The sequence below is a fragment of the Vibrio sp. GLN_1 genome (assembly GCF_043106015.1).
GTDB classification, from domain to species: Bacteria; Pseudomonadota; Gammaproteobacteria; order Enterobacterales; family Vibrionaceae; genus Vibrio; species Vibrio parahaemolyticus.
Genome location: NZ_JBICMD010000007.1, coordinates 300,166 through 318,015, shown reverse-complemented (window position 1 = coordinate 318,015; position 17,850 = coordinate 300,166). Strand labels below are relative to the sequence as shown.

Here is a 17,850-nt window from a genome sequence, read left to right as displayed (position 1 = left end):
GCGGACTAAAGATCCGGATCGTGCATCAGCAAAGCAATAAAGGCGGGGAGATGCTTTTCAATGGTGAGATCGGCAGAAATTGCCGGTAACTCCAACGTGATGCAAGGTAAATCACGTTCACTACACCAAGTGCCGAATGAGCCGGGTGTTTCGTAGTCGACATCGTCCACGATTGGCAGCTGAAACTGCTCGCCGAGCCATTTGGCAAGGTTGGAATGTTTGGGATCATCTACAAACGCAAGCGGTTCGTGAAACGACACTACAAACTTTGGCCTGCGCAGTTCAATCAAGTTAATTAATGCGCCAACTTCTGGCTCTAGCTGGTTTTTAGAGCCTGTTTTCACCTTTACGTCTCGAACGGGTGTGTGAGAGCTCCATCGATATACGGTGCCATGCTCAGTCCAATTTTGGGTTGGAAACGCGCGATTGAGATCCACTTGGTTTGCATTTGCGCGTGTGCCTAGCTGGTTGCCGTCTGGATTCAGTGACAGAATCACATCATGTCGTAAGCTTTCAGCTGGCAAGCTTCTTAGCGCGCAGGACAAACCTGCAATCGAGGCCGTCTCATCCCCGTGAGTGCCTGCCAAAATCAAACCTCGCGAAGCACTTTCGACTTGTGCCGGAAAATACAGTAATGGCGCACCAAGTACGGATTGACCGTATGTTGTTGGCCGAATTAAAAATGCCGCTCTTTCCGTTCTTGGAATTAGACTCACCGTAATCTCCTGATTGATGAAGTAATATCAATATCTAAGCTAATTAAACCTAGCTAAACCGAACCGTTTAAACTCGTCAACGGTTGAAATGTTAATTGTGGCGCTTGCTTCACAAGACGTGTTAGGAGAACGAAAAACGATATGGATTTTAAAAAACATTCAACGGCGTTGCTGATTTCCTCTTTATTCACCCCTTTTCTTTCTACATCTGTCGTTGCAGATACCTTACCTAACGGCGTTCAACTCGCCGCAGAGCAACATTTGGTACGTGCGAATGACGCAGAGGCGGCAACGCTTGATCCGGCAAAAGCCGAAGGTCTGCCAGAAATGCACGTGATTCGTGACTTATTTGAAGGGCTGGTGATTCAAGATCGTGACGGAAACATCATTCCCGGTGTGGCGGAGTCGTGGGAAACCAAGGACAACCTAACCTTTGTTTTTCACCTACGCAAAGATGCGAAATGGTCGAATGGCGAGCCTGTGACGGCGGATGATTTTGTCTATTCACTGCGCCGAGCGGTGGATCCGAAGACCGCTTCTCCAAATGTTTGGTATCTCAAACTCACCAAGATCAAAAACATCGCCGATGTGGCAGAGGGTAAAAAGCCTTTGGACGAGCTCGGTATCAAGGCGGTGGATAAATACACCCTACGTTTTGAGTTGGACAGTCAAGTGCCGTACTTTGTTGCCATGACTGGGCACACGTCCATGATGCCAGTGCATCACGCGACAGTGGAAAACCGCGACAAGCCGTGGAGCGATCCAGACCAATTTGTTGGCAATGGTGCATTCACATTGGATAAGTGGGTCGTGAATGAGCGCATTGAACTGGTTAAGAGTCCAAATTACTGGGACAGCGCAGATACGCATTTAAACAAAGTGACTTACATTCCATTTGAAAACCAAAACGCGTCAATCAATCGTTATGCGGCAGGAGAGCTGGATATCACGTCAGATGTGCCGACTCATATGGCGCAGAAGCTTAAACAAGATTACAAGCAGGCTTACACGGTGGTGCCATTACTGTGCACGTATTACTACGCGTTCAATACCACTCGTCCGCCATTTGATGATGCGCGAGTGCGTCAAGCGGTGTCGTACTCCATCATGCGTGATGTGATTACGAATGGTGTCACGCAAGTGGGCAACCTTCCTGCGTATACCTTTGCGCATCAGTACACTGCCGGTTTTGATGCGACGCCCCCTGAGTATAGTAAGTGGAGTCAGCAACAACGTGACGAGAAAGCGCGTCAGTTGTTAAAAGAAGCGGGTTACAGCAAAGACAAGCCGCTCGATTTTAAATTGCTGTACAACACCAGTGAGGCAAACAAATCGATCGCGGTTGCGATAGCGTCGATGCTACAAAAAAATCTCGGTGCAAACGTGGAGTTAGAAAACCAAGAGTGGAAGTCGTACTTAGTGGCGCGTAAACAAGGCAATTTCGATGTGATGCGTGCGTCTTGGTGTGGTGATTACAACGAAGCGTCCACTTTCTTGAGTTTATTGCGTTCAGGTTCTTCGGGTAACTTTGCACGTTACAGTAGCCAAGCGTACGACAACGCGATGAACAGTGCATTGGCTGCAACCGATGAGAAAGCGCGCCAAGGATTTTATGACCAAGCAGAACAGTTGCTGGCGGCAGATATGCCCATTGCGCCAATCTATTACTACATGCAAGCGCGTTTGGTTCGCCTTACGGTTGGCGGTTTTGCCAAAAACAACGTAGAGGGTCGTATCTACTCGAAAGACCTTTACATTAAAAAGTAGTGCTCAAAACAAGCGATAAATACGAAGCCCCGAAGATGTGTCTTACGGGGTTTCTTTTTGTTGTTAGCGAGCGGAGAACTTGTCAACTAGCATTGCGACTCGTTTGCCAAGATACTCCGCCGTTGCAACATCAGAGGCATGCAACTGACCATCTTCACCACCTTGTGCAACAATACCGCCTTGTACACCATAACGATTCAGGTTTTGCTCCCCAGAATTGCTGATCTTATCCAACCCGACCCACATCATGCCGTGCTGGTAAGCGAAGGTTTGAAGGTATTGCAGTGTGCAAGATTGATCGCCATTCAACGCTCCTCCGCTAGTAAAACCTGCTGCCACTTTGTTTGCCCACTTCTGGTGGTACCAAGATTCACTGCTTGAATCTGCAAATGCTTTAAACTGCGCAGCCACGCCACCCATGTAGGTCGGTGAGCCAAAGATAATCGCATCACATTCAGCAAGTTCATCCATTAGGTGAGGATTCACAAAACGTCCCTCAATGATCTCACTGCCTTCAATTCGGTGAGAGAGGATTTCACATTCACCTTGCTGCTTAATGCCTTGTTGTTCAAGGCCTGCGGCAATCGCACGAGCAAGTTGGCCAGTAACGTCGGTTTTAGAGAAATAAATAATCGCAATTTTGGACACAATGGTTCCTTTTTTCATTGTTGATTTTTAATCGTGCGACTAAGGCTAAAACCTCAAGCCAAGTTGAGGTCAAGAAGAGATTTGAGATAGATAAAGTACGAATTGGTATCTAAAGAGCTTTCTTATAGGGTAAATCGACGGCATAACTACAGTGAATGCAACGACGATGAATGTCGTGTATAAAAGCGTTAAAGGAAGATCTTAAAGATGTAGAAAACTCTCTTGGAAACAATGATAAAGGTACCGATACTAGTGATGATTAATAGGCGGAAAAATAGATTAAAATATGTAAACTCAGACCTGATCCAAGGCGGGAAAAGTACATTTCATCGTTTCTTAAGGCGAGGGATTATTATCATTATGGTAGGAGGCCTTTCTACAGCCTTTTCCACGGCATTTGCACACTTTATAGGGGGGGTGTTTGATGTGGATATGAATGTTCATCCAGAGAGCTTAGAAGAAAAAGTGCATGCACTACTTTTTGTTTCGGTCAGTCTTGTTTTTTACCTCTTTTCTGCCCTTATCTCGCTAAATATTAGTGGGTGGCTCATAATGAAGCTAAAAATATAAGCTTAACTAAAACCATGTCCTTGTATTTTAAGAAAGATGGAACTAGTGACGATTTTTTCTTTGCTTGCACCATCTCTATTTTTTGTATTTATTTAAGGTTCGTAAAGAAGAAGCTTACTTTGGTTAAAGTGGCGCTTTTGGTTTCGGCGATGTGTCATGTTTTTATCATGAAAGAATACAGTGGTGACCTTTCAGCTTATACGTTTTGTCTCTTCACTGTTTTTCGCCATTAACTTTGGGTTATTTCTTTCTGCGAGTATAAATACGAGATTTTGCTTTACTTGGCTCTGGCTTGCTTTTCGCCAGCTTTAGCACTGCTTTTTGTAAAATCTGGTTGTTTGGGTAAGTGATCAGCATTCAATCTCTAATTTGACTGATGGCGTTGGTACAATAAAAACAATAGGAGAATATAATGAATAGAACAGTAAGACTTTTTAAAATAGGTAGTCTCTTTACGTTTTTCTCCCTATTTTTAGTTTGGCTATTTTGTACAACACCTGATACTAGTACATTTAAGACTGTAAACTTGAGTTTGGATGAGGTGCTTTGTGCTGATTCTAGGGGATGGAGAAATGGGACAAAAGTTGCGATAATTAAAGATAAAAAAAGCAATCTACAATATTATGCAGATAGCCTGTCACCACAGATGTGCAGATGGTTACAAACACAACTTTTAAGTACAACAACACTAACTGCTTCCGGTGCCTATGATGCTAGTTATGATCAGGGAAAAAATATTGAGTTACAACAGATATATTTAGGAAAAGAAATGATCTATCAAGATCAGTATATAACCGAAGCAGGATTTTGTAAGTATATCCCTCTATTAACATGTATATAAATGAACGTATTACAGAAGTATTGGTGCTAGCTCTCGTAGCATAAAGGATAGAGTTCAACGATGTAGCGCTGGCGTGTCGAGTATTAAAGCGTTAAAGGAATATCTTAAAAAGGATGAGTAGATGATCGTTTTATCGAGGGGCGCATCACTGTTTCTACTATTGATGTTGGTAGTTATGCTGCACACCGAGCTTTCAATTAGCGACGGTAATACCAATCTTTATGCTTTCATTCCTTTTGCACTAGTTTACTTATTACCTTTGTTCCCTAATTCGATTCTGGTCAAAATTAAAGTAATAATCATAATGGCTTTCGTGGTCTCTGTGGTGCTGTGTTTCGGTGTTTGGTTAACGTTCCCTGCAGCGAGGGGAGCTGTCGTCGGTTACTTTTTCGTAATTAACATGCCAATATTTTTGACCCTTTATCAGAGGGTGAAAGCGGAATAAAAATAGCTGATGTATACCCGTGATTATGAAGGTGTCTTAGATTCGACATCACTTATCGCTAAAGGATAAATAACTTATGACGATTTTTTTCTTTGCTTGCGCCATCTCTATTTTCTGCATGTATTTAAGGTTTGTAAAGAAGACGTTTCCTTTGGTTAAAGTAGCGCTTTTGGTTTCGGCGATGTGTCATGTTTTTATCATGAAAGAATACAGTGATGACCTTCAGTTTATACGTTTTGTCTCTTCACTGTTTTTCGCTATTAACTTTGGGCTATTTGTGACCACCAAGTGATAACAAAAAGCCGGTGTAGATACATCGGCTTTTGAGTGGATTATTTCTTTCTTCGAGTATAAATCCGAGATTTTGTTTTACTTGGCTCTGGCTTATTTTTTGCCAGCTTTAGTACCGCTTTTTGCAAAATCTGGTTGTTTGGGTAAGTAATCAAGTTTCCGTTGTCGTGCTTAATTAACACGTGAAACATGCTGATTTCTTGAATCTCGCCACTGATGTCTTCGTCTTTGTCTACGACTTTAATACGATCGCCCACTCGGTATGGGAAGACAAAAAAGATCAAAAAGCTGGCGGTGATATTGCTCAGAATTGACCACTGCGCGATAAACGCCACACCCAATACGGCGAAAATGGACGACAGGAACAATGACACATCGCCATAGCCAATACCGGTGATAATGGCAAAAACAGAGGCGGTCAAAAACAGCAGCGCGACATTGAAACAGCGCTGAATAAAACTCAGTCGGGCCTTTTTTACGCCCTTTGAGGTTGCTAAGTTTAAGATGGCTCGATTGACGATTCTCTTCAGGATACGATAAGCGATCAGGACAAAGACGCCCATCAACACTTTGTAACCGAGGGAGCCTGTAGTGAAATACTGGCTCACTTGTTCTAATTGGATCCAATCATTCATTTCTTCAACTCGACGATATTTAGAAAGCGGCTTTTATAGCTGATTTTCTGCTGTAAGTAATCACAATTTTTCTACTCTGTTTACCCTGTATCGGCATTAAAACGCCTTACATGTTACTGAAATAGCATAATGAAAGACTGCGATGGGTAGTATTTCGTTACCATGCCTAATATTCAACCAGAGTCGGCATATCTTTCATGTGCTCAATGTTTGAGCTTCATCCCATATCCGAAATTACGCCAAGTGAAGCGCGTCATAAATTTGATGAATATGACCTTCGTCCTGCTAACCTAGTAGTGGTTGAAAGAAGTCGGTAGGAGAGGCGCGGGCGTATGGAAGAAGATGAAAAGGCGATCATGATGCTGGTGGTGATCGTGGGGTTCGTGCTTATTTGGGTTGTGCTTGAAGAGCTGAACTATCTTGGTTTGCCGATCAAATAAGCCCCGTGAAACTTTCGATTCAACGGGGCTTTGTATTTCAATAATGGCTTTCTTGATTTCAGAGATTAGCTAACTGCTCTAACCTTACCTTGCTTCAAGTCGTTCAGCACTTGAGATTTTGGACCATCTGCAATTACGCTGCCTTTCTCCATTACAATCACGCGATCTACGATGTCGAGCATCGACGTTTTGTGTGTAATCAAAATCAGCGTTTCGCTCGGTTTTAACTGCGCCAATTGATGCTTGATGTGCATTTCTGAGCGGTTGTCCATTGCACTGGTTGGCTCATCCATCAAGAGTACCGGAGGACGTCCAAGGAACGCGCGAGCAATCGTCACCGCCTGACGTTGACCACCAGAAAGCATTGCGCCCCCTTCACCAACCTGACGCTCCAAACCTGCTGGGTCCGATTGCGTAAAGGCGGTCACACCCGCACGATTGGCTGCATCCATCACGTCACGGTCATCGGTTAATGGACGGCCTAACGTGATGTTGTCGCGGATGGAGCCAAAGAACAGATTGGAATCTTGCGCCACACACCCGATATTGCGGCGAATATCGACATGATGAAGCTGCGCGATGTCGGTGTCATCAATGCGAACATGACCTTCTGTCGGTTGGTATAAGCCCATGATGAGACGCTCTAACGTGGTTTTACCCGAACCGATACGGCCGATAATCGCCACTTTCTCGCCAGGATTAATCGTCAAACTCAAATCTCGAATTGACGCCACTGGTGAGTCTGGGTAGTGGAAAGTAACGCGTTCTAGCTCAATCTTACCTTGTACAATAGGGCGGTGAATGTAGCGTTTGCCTTCTTCTTGCTCGTCCGGCATTTCCATCACTTGGTTGATGATGGTCATCGACGATTTGGCTTGGTTATAACGCGTTGAAAGTAGCGATAGCTGAACCAAAGGCCCAATCGCACGACCACTTAGCATGGTTGCGGCAATCAAACCACCCATGGTTAAGTCACCTTCTGCAATCAAGTAAACGCCTAAGATGATCATCCCGACGTTACTACTTTGCTGCACGAAACCCGCTGCGTTTTGGATGCTGTCGGTAATGCGACGGCTCTTAATGTTCCAGTTTGCCATGTGCGCTACCGCTTCTTCCCAGCGGTATTGGAACTGGCTTTGAGCACTCAACATTTTCACCGTTTCTAAGCCTGCCAAGCTCTCAATCAGGTTGGCGTATTTTTGAGAAGCCAGACGTGAGCCTTCCTCGATAGAACGGCGTAGAGGGCCTTGGATGAGCAGAGAGTGGATGATCAGAATGAGAACACCTACCATCGGCACAAATACCAAATTGCCCGCCATCAACCAAATGATGATTAAAAACAGAATCGCAAATGGTAGGTCGATCAACGCGCTGACGGTAGCGGAAGTGAAGAATTCGCGGATGGATTCAAACTCCTGCAAGTGACGTGCAAATGCACCCACTGACGGCGGTTTGGATTCCATTCGAATCCCCATTACTTTGCTAAACAGTTTAGAGGAGATCAGAATATCCGACTTTTTACCCGCCACATCGATGAAGTAGTTACGAAGTGACTTGAGAGAAAAGTCGAAAATGAACACGACGAAGATACCGCTTGCCAACACCCATAAGGTTTCAAACGCGAGGTTTGGCACCACTTTGTCGTACACCAAACGAGTGAACATTGGTGCGGCAATGGCGAAGATGTTGATCAAAAGAGAAGCGATAAGTACATCGCGGTAGATGCGTTTAGATTGCCACAAGGTTGACCAGAACCAGTGACCTTCTTTGGTTTTGAGCACTTCGGGAGAGCGCTCATCGAAACGGAATTGCTTTTTAACTAAAAAGTAGCGACCAGTGTACTGCTCAAGTAGGTCTTCTAATGGAATGGAGATTGGCACCATTCCACTTTCTAAGGTTGTGACTTCTGCTTCGCGTGTCTCCATATTGATGCTATTGAGAACGCAAGAGTCACCACCTTTAAGAACTAAGATTGCCGGCAGAATCAGGCTGGAGATTTTCTCCAGCTCTGCGCGGTTTTCCTTGGCAACCAATCCGGCCCTTTCCGCCGCTCTTGGTAGCAGGAACGGGGTCAATTTACCATCTGACAGCGGAAGCCCATTCACAAGAGCTTCCGGCGAGTTGGCTAACCCATAGTAACGGCTAACGTAGATGAGCGAATTCAGTAAAGGGTCTTTCATCGTTGGTGAACCTTATTATTCCTTGTCGACGATGAATCCTTGGAATACCTCTACGAAGTGCTCGGTGAGGAAATCCAATTGGATCTGAGTTTCAATACGCGATGCAATCGTAGTAATGCCCAAGTTGTGAGCGGTACGAGAGATCGACGTGAGTGTGAACTTCTGTTTTTCGTCGTGTAAGTTGTGTGTGAACAAGTAATCCAGCTTCACATAGTTCGGACGGAACTCTTGGATGTATTCCAGCGACTGGAAGTTACGACCATAGTTATCGACACCAAACTCAGCACCAGACTGACGAATTGCGTTACAAAGCAGTGCGGTATGGTGCGGATGATCGATGAAGCACTCTTCAGGAATCTCAAAGTGAAGTTTAGACGCCACTTTCGAGTGTTTCTCCAACATGTTGGTTGTCCAGCGAATGAACGATGGCTGAGACAAGCTGCTTTGTGCGATGTTAATCGCGACTGGATCGTTAAGCTCGCCGCTTTCTAGCATCTTAATCATCGACTCAATCACGTATTGGTCGAAGATGTTGGTCGCATCCAACTGTTCCAATGCAAATAAGTATTGGTTAGCACGGTAAGTCTCGCCATCTTTTTCGATGCTTGAGAACACTTCGTTATGGAACACTTTGCCCCAAGTATTCTTCGCAGCTTGGAAGCGGAATTTCACCCAATCGCTGTGGATTGCTTCTTCAACCAACGCTTTCCATTGCTGTTTACCCATCAAGTTAGATGGCGTATCGCTACAAATGAAGCCGTATGGTTTGTCTGGCTGTGCTTTGGCTTTCGATAGTGCGTTATCCACCATAGAAAGGACTTCAGAACGCGTTTTCTGATCTTTGCTGTGTGCCACACCAAGCGAGGCTTTTGGTTTTGCTAAGCCAGTTGGATCAGTGTTTAGGCCATTGACACAGTTGACGATGCTGTCCGCGAGAATGCGCAGTTCGCTCTCATCCATGTGCGGGAAAAGCAGACCGAATTCATCACTAGAAAGACGAGCAATGGTGGCTCCCGGAACATCAATGGTGTTTTTCAGACGTTGAGACAACTCTTTCACGTGGGCATCAGCGCGTTGGTAGTCTTTTGTCTCGTAAATGTCGCCAATATATTCTGCATGGAGTAGCGCGATACCCCCTTGCGTTTGTTCTGCCAACCATTGGTCAACTTGGTTGATGTAGAACGAGCGGTTACCTAGTTTGGAGATAGGATCTAGGTATGCTTGAGCACGTAGACGTTGTGCTTCTTTGGCCTGTTCTTTAAATGACAACTCAATCTGTGCCGACATCATATTGATGCCATCCACGACCGCGATCAGGTCTTTGGTTTTAGGGCGAGTGAGTGGCTCACCAAACTGGTTGTTTGCGATGTCGTGCATTTTCTTCACGATAGCAGCCAGTGGTTTTAGAGAACGACGCAGAATGTAAGAAATCGCAATCAATCCGGCTAGGAAGATGACGCTAAACGCAGATAGCAAACGGATAAAACCTTGCCATAGTTGTTCATACGCCGCGCCTGGGTGGCTGATGATTTCGACTTCGGCCAGTTGCATCCAACCACTGGTGACCACGCGTTTATCGTGAATCGCTTTGAACAGATTCATGTCGATAAACCATTGCGGAACGGTGCTTGGTTTTACTGGGTAAGAGCGTACGATCTGGTAATCAGAATCTAACGCGGTGAGACGCACCACTGAGTAGGTACTGCCGTCAAATAATGCATTGATTACCGATTCAACGGCAACCTTGTCTTTATCTTTTAGGTAAGGTGCTAACGCCAAACCCACGGTGTTGATGGTGTTGTTGACCTCTGAACGTTGCTGTTGTTCCAAGCTCGTTCGAGTAGTATTGAATTCGATTACGAATACTGATGCCATCAAGAGTATAAAGACCGTAACCATTCCCACTACAAGCTTCTTATATAGGGTCATGTTTCTCACTCGTCATAGTTAATTTTAGGTTTATTTAACTGCAACTTACGTTCGCGCGAGCGTAAGTCATTCCAAAGGCTCAAACGTGATGCTTTCCCCGCCAGCTCTCCAGTGCCAGCAGAGGACTTCATCAACCACAGGTTTGTACCATTAAAACTGTATATCGGTAGCAAATCGCTACGTTTAGAGGCTCGGACAATTTCTGGATTGATATTGTCGAGGATGAGCGGCTCAGAACTTGGGGTCGGGTAGTAGGCTAATACCATGTGAAACTGATTCAGTTCGATGGCTTTTACGTAGATCAAACGCATCTTTGAATCTGGTATTCCTAGCTCGAGTAACGAGAAGTACTTAGCGATGGTAAAATCCTCACAATCGCCGCCGTTGCTCCCTAAAAATTCGAGTGGCGTAGCCCAATAGTCTGTCTTTCCCCACAGTTTTATGTCGTCAACGAAATAGAGTTGGTTGAAAAAATCGTTAACGCCCACGAGCTGTTCATGAGTCTCCAATTGTTTAAAAAGGTCGATGTTCTGTCGCCATGTATTTACGCGCAATCCGGCGCGTTCGCCATACACCGCTGTGACCGCATCGACCCATCGTTGTTCTTTTGTGCTTAACGCACCAATTTGGAACGAAAAACAACTTAAACTGATTAATAATGTAACTTTACGCTTCAAATTGGATCGCATATTCGACTCACATCACAAGTGTACTCTTCCAATGGGCTCGTTGGTGAGAAATAAGTGCTTTTTATTTAACCACTTATCGAGCTTAACTGCACATTGTGAGTGCCTTTGTATCAGTTACTCCTTCAAGGCGTTGGTTTTGGCGCTTAAGATCGGCTTAAGCAGATACTCCAAAACGGTTCGCTTCCCTGTGATGATATCGACCGATGCTGTCATTCCTGGAATGATTGGTAAATCGGCATCCTGACCAAAGCTGGTTTTTTCTGTGCGCACACGCACGATGTAGAAACTGTTGCCTTCCTCGTCTTGGGTGGTATCTGCACTGATGTGCTCCAGTTCACCCACTAAGCCGCCGTATTTTGTAAAGTCATACGCGGTGAATTTTACGATGGCATTTAGGTTCGGGCGAAGAAAAGCGATGTCTTTCGGGGCGATTTTCGCCTCAACTAACAAGGTGTCTTCGGTTGGTACGATTTCAACGATGTCCATACCCGGTTGGATAACGCCGCCAACGGTGTTGACGTTCAGCGTTTTGATTTTGCCTGTCACCGGAGAGACCACCACTGTGCGGTTTACGCGGTCTTCCAAGCCAACAGCCGATTCAACTAATGCAGACAGTTGGTCTTGAGCATTATTGAGTTTCTCTTGTTGTTCGGAACGGAACTTCAACGCCACATCAATGCGATTGAGCATAGATTCTTTGATGGCGGATTTGATCACTGGGATTTTCAGTTCGCTAGATGTCATTTCACGGCGAGTGTCGTTCACTTGGCGCTGCAATTTGAGTAGCTCAATACGCGGAACAACGCCTTCATCCGCCAACGGTTGGGTGATATCCAGTTCTTTCTTCGCGTATTGGTAGCTTTGGCGTAAGTTGCGCACTCGCGCTTCAATCTCGACCAAGTCTTGCTGTTTTTGCTCAACTTGTTGATCGATCACCGACAGTTGGTTGCGTAGGTTATCCAAATCTTCGCGGTATTCTGCTTTTTGACGCTGAGTTAATTGTGGCTGCGTCTCTTCCAATACCGGTGGGAAAGTCAGTTTGCCGTAATCGAGAACGACGCTTTTTTCCCAATCTTGAATATTAAAATCGCGATTGACGGCCACGCTGTTGATAGAAGCAGAAAGTTGTAATACCGAGGCGGTCAGGTTGGCAACTTGTTGTTCACGTTCGCGGTAGTCCGAGCGAAAACGAGTATCGTCGATCAACAGAAGTTGCTGGCCTTTTTTCACCAGTTGTCCTTCCTTCACCAGAATTTCTTTGACGAGGCCACCTTCCAAGTTTTGGACTACTTGGATTTGAGAAGAGGGAATTACTTTACCTTGACCGACGGTGACTTGGTCGATCTGTGCCCACGATGCCCAACCAATGGCTGCAACAAAAAACAACACCATAACCCACAACATTAGTCGGGCACTATTTGGGGTGTTGAGAAGCAGTGCGGCAGTTTTGTCATCGACAAAATCCAGCTCATCATTGCTGAGTTTGTTGTAGTTGTCTCGGCTCATCACATTCTCTGCTTATATAAATACGGATTATCTTTTTGATCTTATTATTATTACCCGATCATGTCAGCATTCCGGCTAATAAAAATAAGTAACAGAGGACATTCGCTCTGGTTACCCGTCTGGCTTCAGCCTGTTCTTGCTGAAAGGCTGAAGAGATCTTGAGGTATTGCTACTGAGTCTTAAACTTCGATTTGTCCAACTGATGTTTTTTTAGTTTGTCGTACAAGGTCTTGCGTGACACCTGTAATTCTAGTTGAACCTCTTTAAGTCTGCCTCTGTGTCGCTGCAATGCATCAAATAACAGACAATATTCAAAGTGTTCTGTGCGTTGAGTCATGCTCTGAATTTCGATGCTCTTTTCACTGTCCCAATCTTCCATGCGAAAAGTCTCAGGTTTGAGAGCGCGCAGCTCCGCAAATTGGCGCAGTTGTTTAACGTTTTCTGGCCAAGAAAGCTCTGTAATTCGGCGTACTTCGTCCAAACTGATGTGCGGTGGTTGCAGCTGATAACGGCTTGCTGCATGACGTACGAAGTGTTTGTAAAGTGGGCCAATATCTTCTTTGCGTTCATCCAGCGTTGGTAAGTGGATGAGCGTTGCGAACGCTTTAACATCGGCATCAACCTTGGTCGTCGCACCAAATACGCGCTCCAATTTCGGGTGGTTAAACAGGCATTGCCACTGTGCGAGCGAGATATGTTCTGCGCTGTGCAGGTACAAACTGCAACGGTTTGAGTCTTCCGTCAGGTGGTCAATGGCTTTGTCGAGTGCATCTAGCGACAGTTCGTAAAGGTCTTCACCTGATGCTGCAATCAGCTCGCTGTCTGGTGTGGCGTGAATATCGTGAGCAAATTGCGCAGCTAATCGGCGGCCAGTGCCGTCTTGTCCCACGAAAATTAGAGGTTGGTTCGTCGGTGCGCTGATTAAGGCTCGGCGAATACTCACCATGACTTTACTGTGACCAATCATTTTCGGGCCGACATGGGTTTGCATGTCGAGCTCTTTCTTTAGCCAGATGTTTTCTTGCAACAAGTTCAGCTTATCGCTGGCGTTGTTCAGTGATTTCATCAGTTGATCGGTTGAAAATGGTTTCTCCAGAAAGTCGTACGCGCCGCTTTTCATTGCTTCGACCGCCGTTTTAACGTCGCCATGCCCAGTTAGAACGATGAATTGAAAGTGGTGATTTTTGCTCAGCAGCGTACGCATAAACTCTAAGCCATCCATGACCGGCATGTGAATATCGGTAATGATGATGGCTGGAGAATTGGCATCGATAACTCTGAGTGCTTCAACGGCATTGGGAAAGCAAGTGACTTCAATGCCCTCGATAAGTAGTGCTTGTGAAACGGCATCACGAATGTGTGGTTCGTCATCAACAAAGATAACTGCGTTATGCATGGTCGTTTTCCGTTACTGGTTTGGTGGTACTGGTGTTTGCCATCGGAACGGTGACAACAAAGGTCATGCCGCCTGACTCACCCGATTGCGTTCCTTGGTGGTTATAGGCGCTGAGCGCTCCGTGATAGCTTTCTAAAATACGTTTTGAAATGGTCAAACCCAGTCCGAGCCCTTCTGGTTTGGTGGTAAAAAACGGGTCAAAGATTTTCGCCAGTGCCTCGTCAGACATCCCCGGGCCGTTATCTGACACCAGAATATCGCAGCTCGAATTGTGGCATTGAATCGCGATGGAAATTTGTGGATCAATACAATAGCCATCCATCGCTTGCGCGGCGTTGTGGAACAGATTGATGAGCACTTGTTCTAGTTCAACGCTGTGAATGGCGAGCCTCACCTCGTGGTCGATCGTCGGTACTTTGAGCGTGACGCCTTGCTTGATCAACTTATTGCTCAATATGCTGGTGGCATTGTGCACCGCATCGTGGAGTATCGACACTTCATTATGAGGTTCATGAGAAGTTTTACGGGTGAAGACTTTTAGCCTAGCAATGACCTCGGCAATAGTCTCGTTTAGCGAGAGCATCTTGTTTAAGTTGTCTGCGACCATCGGGTAGCGTTCCATCGACAACAAGCGCTGGGAGTTTTCGGTGTAAGTTCTCAGCGCGGCAAGTGGTTGGTTTATCTCGTGGTTGATACTGGCAGACAACTCTCCCAGCAAAGCAAGTTTGGCGGCTTGAGTCAGCTCTTGCTGAGTTTGTCTTAGCTCTTGCTGGCTTTGTTCATACTGACGAACCGTTTGCTGCAATTTGTTGTTTGCTTCACTTAGTACAACCGTGCGTTGCATGACTTTTTCTTCCAAGCTCACATTGAGATTGGCAAGACGAGCCTTGTTCACCAACATCTGAAACCATGCCAATGCGATCAGTGCAATCAGCGCGTATAAAATCAAATAGACTACATCTGCTTGCAATACTGCCGTCAGTACGGTGTGGTGATTGATTAACGCTACAACGCGAAAACCTTTATCCAACAAATGTGTCGCGTACGCGAGGTAGTTTGGTGACAGCAATAATTGGTTATCCGCAAACTCACTTTCGTCACTTTGCGCGGTAAGTTCGCCGTAATATTCGGGCAACGTGTCACCGTATTGGCGAGTTTCAGTCAGTTCATTGATGGCTGTTGGTGAGAGTGGAAACAGCGCGCGATAGCGCCAATCGGGTAGGTTGCTCATAAACACTACGTTGTGTTTGTCGGTCACCAAAACGTCTGCGCCACTTTGTGCAAGGCGCTGTTCCAACTGCTCCAAATTCACTTTTACCGTGATGACGCCGATGACATCGCCGTTCAACCATAGTGGAGAGGAAAAGAAGTAACCCCGTTTGCTAGAGCGTACTCCTAACCCCACGTATTGAGCAGGCTTACCACGACGGGCATTTTTAAAGTAAGGGCGATAACTAAAACTCGAACCGACAAACGTATCCGCCTGTTGATAGTTACTCGAAGCGATAACCAAGCCTGTTTTATCGTGGACATAAATGGTATCGGCCAAACTTTGCTTCAGCCATTGCGCCAACAGTAAGTTCAGTTCTGTTGACGGGGCACCTTTCTCAACGGCTTCAAGCAAGCGTGGGTCATGGCTAAGCAAATTGGGAATTTGTTCAAACTTCGCCAGTTCGTAGTCGACTTCTTGTGAGACTTGAGCCGCTTGGCTTTTGAGCTTTTGTTGCCATTGATCGTGTTGATAGCGAGTTGCGTAGTGATGCGTAAGAGCAAGCCCTAAAATGCCGATAACAAACAACAGCAATAGAAAATGGCGCAGGGCTTTGGGATTGAGTAAGTTCACAATTAGCTCACCGGAGTTTTTAATGCCATGTTATCAAAAGGTATTAAACGATGCTGTGAGCGGTAACGTTAACTAGGAATCGAACTGCATTTTAGAAGTAGTATTCCGTACTAATAAATACGTAACGGTTGTTTGCCAAGTAAGCGATTGGTTCGTTGTGTGACATAGCGGTCAGTTTATGCTCACTTGATGTTAAATAGTCAATCTTGTCCCGTTGGAGAGAAAACGAAGCGAAGTTATTTTTGGATGACTTCACGTTACTTCTCGTCGCTTCATTCTTATCATTTGGGTGGAAAAACTTGCCCTGCCGTTGGTCTTTGGTCTTGTTAGAAGTGTTGCCGGGCCTCGCTTTTTGCCTGAATCTAGAGGTTACCATCGGTTTTTCAACATCTATGTTTGCTGTCCTTGTATTTCAGTAGCTTCGGGAGCACAATCGACAAAAAACGAGTGAAGGAGTAAAGATGGAACTTGCTGATATTCGTCGTGAGTACACGAAAGGTGGCCTACGTCGTAAAGATTTGAAAGCTAATCCAATTGATCAATTCAACCTTTGGTTGGAGCAAGCGATTAAGGCGGGGTTGACTGATCCTACTGCGATGACAGTGGCGACCGTAGATGAAAACGGCATGCCATTTCAACGAATCGTTTTATTGAAAAACGTCGATAAAGATGGTTTCGTGTTTTACACCAACTTAGGTAGTCGCAAAGCGCAGCATCTTGAGCATAACAGCAACATCAGCCTGCATTTCCCTTGGCATCCATTAGAGCGCCAAGTTCACATTACTGGTGTGGCTGAAAAGCTGACTGCGATGGAAAACATGAAGTATTTTACTTCCCGCCCTAAAGATAGCCAGTTGGCGGCCATTGCGAGTAAGCAAAGTAGCCGTATTTCTGCTCGTGGAGTGCTGGAAGGTAAGTTCCTTGAGCTCAAACAGAAATTTGCCAAAGGTGAAATTCCAATGCCAACATTTTGGGGCGGCTTTAGAGTTAAACCGCAAAGCATTGAGTTTTGGCAAGGCGGTGAGCATCGCCTACATGACCGTTTCCTATTCTCTCAACACGATGGCGAATGGGATATCGACCGTCTCGCGCCATAGGGCATCTTACTTAACGCCTAACAAAACACCGCCATTTAGGCGGTGTTTGTGTTTATAAAGATAAAGCGGCGTGGCGTTAGCGCTCTCCATTCAAAACAACAGAAAGCTGATGTTTAAGCAGCGTTTTGGGTACAACAGATCCATAGCCTGCCTCCATTGCTTTATCGATCAGCTCGTTCTTACTATTCGCTTCAAACTTGTTTCTTAGACGTGCGACGTGCCCTTCTACCGTTTTTGTGGAGATGCCCATCACTTGAGAAATAAACTGAGGTTTTTTGCCGTAAAGCAGTAAAAATAGCGTTTCTTGCTCGCGGCATGTGAGCTTTTCTGGTTTCGGATTCAGATTCGAAAAGCGGAAAATGGATTGATGGTTTATGTCTGTACCGATGGCTCGACACACCCAGTAGCCCACTTCAATCACGGCGGTGTCGGTTAACTCTCGGCCATAAAAAATGGTGCCGAGGGTGTTGCCTTGTTCATCTCGCCAAGGGGTTTTCGTGAAAATATGTGCGCGCCAACGCCCGTCAGGGTAAGGATGAATATCAAGGATCTTCAACGATTCGCCCGTTTCGATCACATGTTTATCTTGGCGTTGAAATTCTTGTGCGCATTCAGTGGTTGGGCTCGACATCTCGAAGTCAGTTTTACCAATGCACTCTTCTGGTGAGGCATGGCCCAATAATTCGGCGTATTCCTGATTCACATAACGGAATACCGAATCTTTATCTTTGCACCCCCAACAACCCGGTAGCTGTCGGAGGAGCGACTGTTCTATGGTATTGACTGGAATATTCACAAGAGGACTCACTACTGCTATTTGGCCCCAAGCCATCTCTCCATCAGCTGTGTTTACACCA

The 17,850-nt window shown here is 45.6% G+C and carries 15 protein-coding genes and 1 pseudogene; 4 read left to right on the top strand and 12 right to left on the bottom strand.

Annotated elements, in window-relative coordinates; genetic code table 11:
* Nucleotides 1-5: 5 nt before the first annotated feature.
* Nucleotides 6-716: a murein tripeptide amidase MpaA gene (gene mpaA, locus ACF8OV_RS04095; RefSeq protein ID WP_140075301.1), complete on the bottom strand. Its 711-nt coding sequence runs from the start codon at nucleotides 714-716 to the stop codon at nucleotides 6-8.
* Nucleotides 717-857: 141 nt separating this feature from the next.
* On the opposite strand from mpaA, the gene ACF8OV_RS04090 reads away from it, so the two are divergent.
* On the top strand, nucleotides 858-2,483 hold the full coding sequence (locus tag ACF8OV_RS04090; protein ID WP_140289650.1) for an ABC transporter substrate-binding protein: 1,626 nt from the start codon (nucleotides 858-860) through the stop codon (nucleotides 2,481-2,483).
* Between the two features lie 63 nt (nucleotides 2,484-2,546).
* Here ACF8OV_RS04090 and ACF8OV_RS04085 read toward each other — a convergent pair whose 3' ends face one another.
* Complete coding sequence (locus ACF8OV_RS04085) at nucleotides 2,547-3,131, bottom strand: flavodoxin family protein (RefSeq protein ID WP_203503642.1); 585 nt, start codon at nucleotides 3,129-3,131, stop codon at nucleotides 2,547-2,549.
* A gap of 231 nt (nucleotides 3,132-3,362) precedes the next feature.
* Here ACF8OV_RS04085 and ACF8OV_RS04080 point away from each other — a divergent pair, with 231 nt between their 5' ends.
* Nucleotides 3,363-3,701, top strand: coding sequence for a hypothetical protein (locus ACF8OV_RS04080; protein WP_025627651.1), 339 nt, complete (start codon nucleotides 3,363-3,365; stop codon nucleotides 3,699-3,701).
* 240 nt (nucleotides 3,702-3,941) lie between these two features.
* Here the strand turns inward: ACF8OV_RS04080 and ACF8OV_RS04075 are convergent.
* Nucleotides 3,942-4,055, bottom strand: a pseudogene (locus ACF8OV_RS04075) (mechanosensitive ion channel family protein); the annotation flags it as partial.
* 58 nt (nucleotides 4,056-4,113) lie between these two features.
* Between ACF8OV_RS04075 and ACF8OV_RS04070 the strand changes: the two are divergent.
* Entirely contained in the window at nucleotides 4,114-4,542 is a 429-nt protein-coding gene (locus ACF8OV_RS04070) for a hypothetical protein (protein ID WP_029854898.1), read from the top strand.
* Between the two features lie 777 nt (nucleotides 4,543-5,319).
* On the opposite strand, the gene ACF8OV_RS04065 is transcribed toward ACF8OV_RS04070, so the two are convergent.
* The 8 genes from ACF8OV_RS04065 to ACF8OV_RS04030 form a co-directional block, all read right to left on the bottom strand.
* Entirely contained in the window at nucleotides 5,320-5,913 is a 594-nt protein-coding gene (locus ACF8OV_RS04065; protein WP_005464867.1) for a mechanosensitive ion channel family protein, read from the bottom strand.
* A 505-nt stretch (nucleotides 5,914-6,418) separates the two neighbouring features.
* Nucleotides 6,419-8,533 carry a type I secretion system permease/ATPase gene (locus ACF8OV_RS04060; protein ID WP_005464845.1) on the bottom strand — a complete coding sequence of 705 codons (2,115 nt, stop codon included), beginning with the start codon at nucleotides 8,531-8,533 and terminating at the stop codon, nucleotides 6,419-6,421.
* Between the two features lie 15 nt (nucleotides 8,534-8,548).
* Nucleotides 8,549-10,462 (bottom strand): EAL domain-containing protein, encoded by a 1,914-nt coding sequence (locus tag ACF8OV_RS04055; protein ID WP_317676227.1) that lies wholly within the window; start codon nucleotides 10,460-10,462, stop codon nucleotides 8,549-8,551.
* Between the two features lie 5 nt (nucleotides 10,463-10,467).
* Nucleotides 10,468-11,151, bottom strand: a complete 684-nt coding sequence (locus ACF8OV_RS04050; protein WP_005464869.1) for a transglutaminase-like cysteine peptidase — start codon at nucleotides 11,149-11,151, stop codon at nucleotides 10,468-10,470.
* Between the two features lie 114 nt (nucleotides 11,152-11,265).
* Nucleotides 11,266-12,657 (bottom strand): HlyD family type I secretion periplasmic adaptor subunit, encoded by a 1,392-nt coding sequence (locus ACF8OV_RS04045; RefSeq protein ID WP_005464847.1) that lies wholly within the window; start codon nucleotides 12,655-12,657, stop codon nucleotides 11,266-11,268.
* Nucleotides 12,658-12,826: 169 nt separating this feature from the next.
* Nucleotides 12,827-14,053 carry a sigma-54 dependent transcriptional regulator gene (locus tag ACF8OV_RS04040; protein ID WP_053320028.1) on the bottom strand — a complete coding sequence of 409 codons (1,227 nt, stop codon included), beginning with the start codon at nucleotides 14,051-14,053 and terminating at the stop codon, nucleotides 12,827-12,829.
* Complete coding sequence (locus ACF8OV_RS04035) at nucleotides 14,046-15,896, bottom strand: ATP-binding protein (protein WP_203503640.1); 1,851 nt, start codon at nucleotides 15,894-15,896, stop codon at nucleotides 14,046-14,048. Before ACF8OV_RS04035 ends, ACF8OV_RS04040 begins: the two co-directional genes overlap by 8 nt.
* A gap of 91 nt (nucleotides 15,897-15,987) precedes the next feature.
* Complete coding sequence (locus tag ACF8OV_RS04030; RefSeq protein ID WP_154215082.1) at nucleotides 15,988-16,152, bottom strand: hypothetical protein; 165 nt, start codon at nucleotides 16,150-16,152, stop codon at nucleotides 15,988-15,990.
* 205 nt (nucleotides 16,153-16,357) lie between these two features.
* Between ACF8OV_RS04030 and pdxH the strand changes: the two genes are divergently transcribed.
* Entirely contained in the window at nucleotides 16,358-16,993 is a 636-nt protein-coding gene (gene pdxH, locus ACF8OV_RS04025; RefSeq protein ID WP_025505747.1) for a pyridoxamine 5'-phosphate oxidase, read from the top strand.
* A gap of 76 nt (nucleotides 16,994-17,069) precedes the next feature.
* Here pdxH and ACF8OV_RS04020 read toward each other — a convergent pair whose 3' ends face one another.
* Nucleotides 17,070-17,825 (bottom strand): PAS domain-containing protein, encoded by a 756-nt coding sequence (locus ACF8OV_RS04020; RefSeq protein ID WP_043028050.1) that lies wholly within the window; start codon nucleotides 17,823-17,825, stop codon nucleotides 17,070-17,072.
* Between the last annotated feature and the right edge of the window lie 25 nt (nucleotides 17,826-17,850).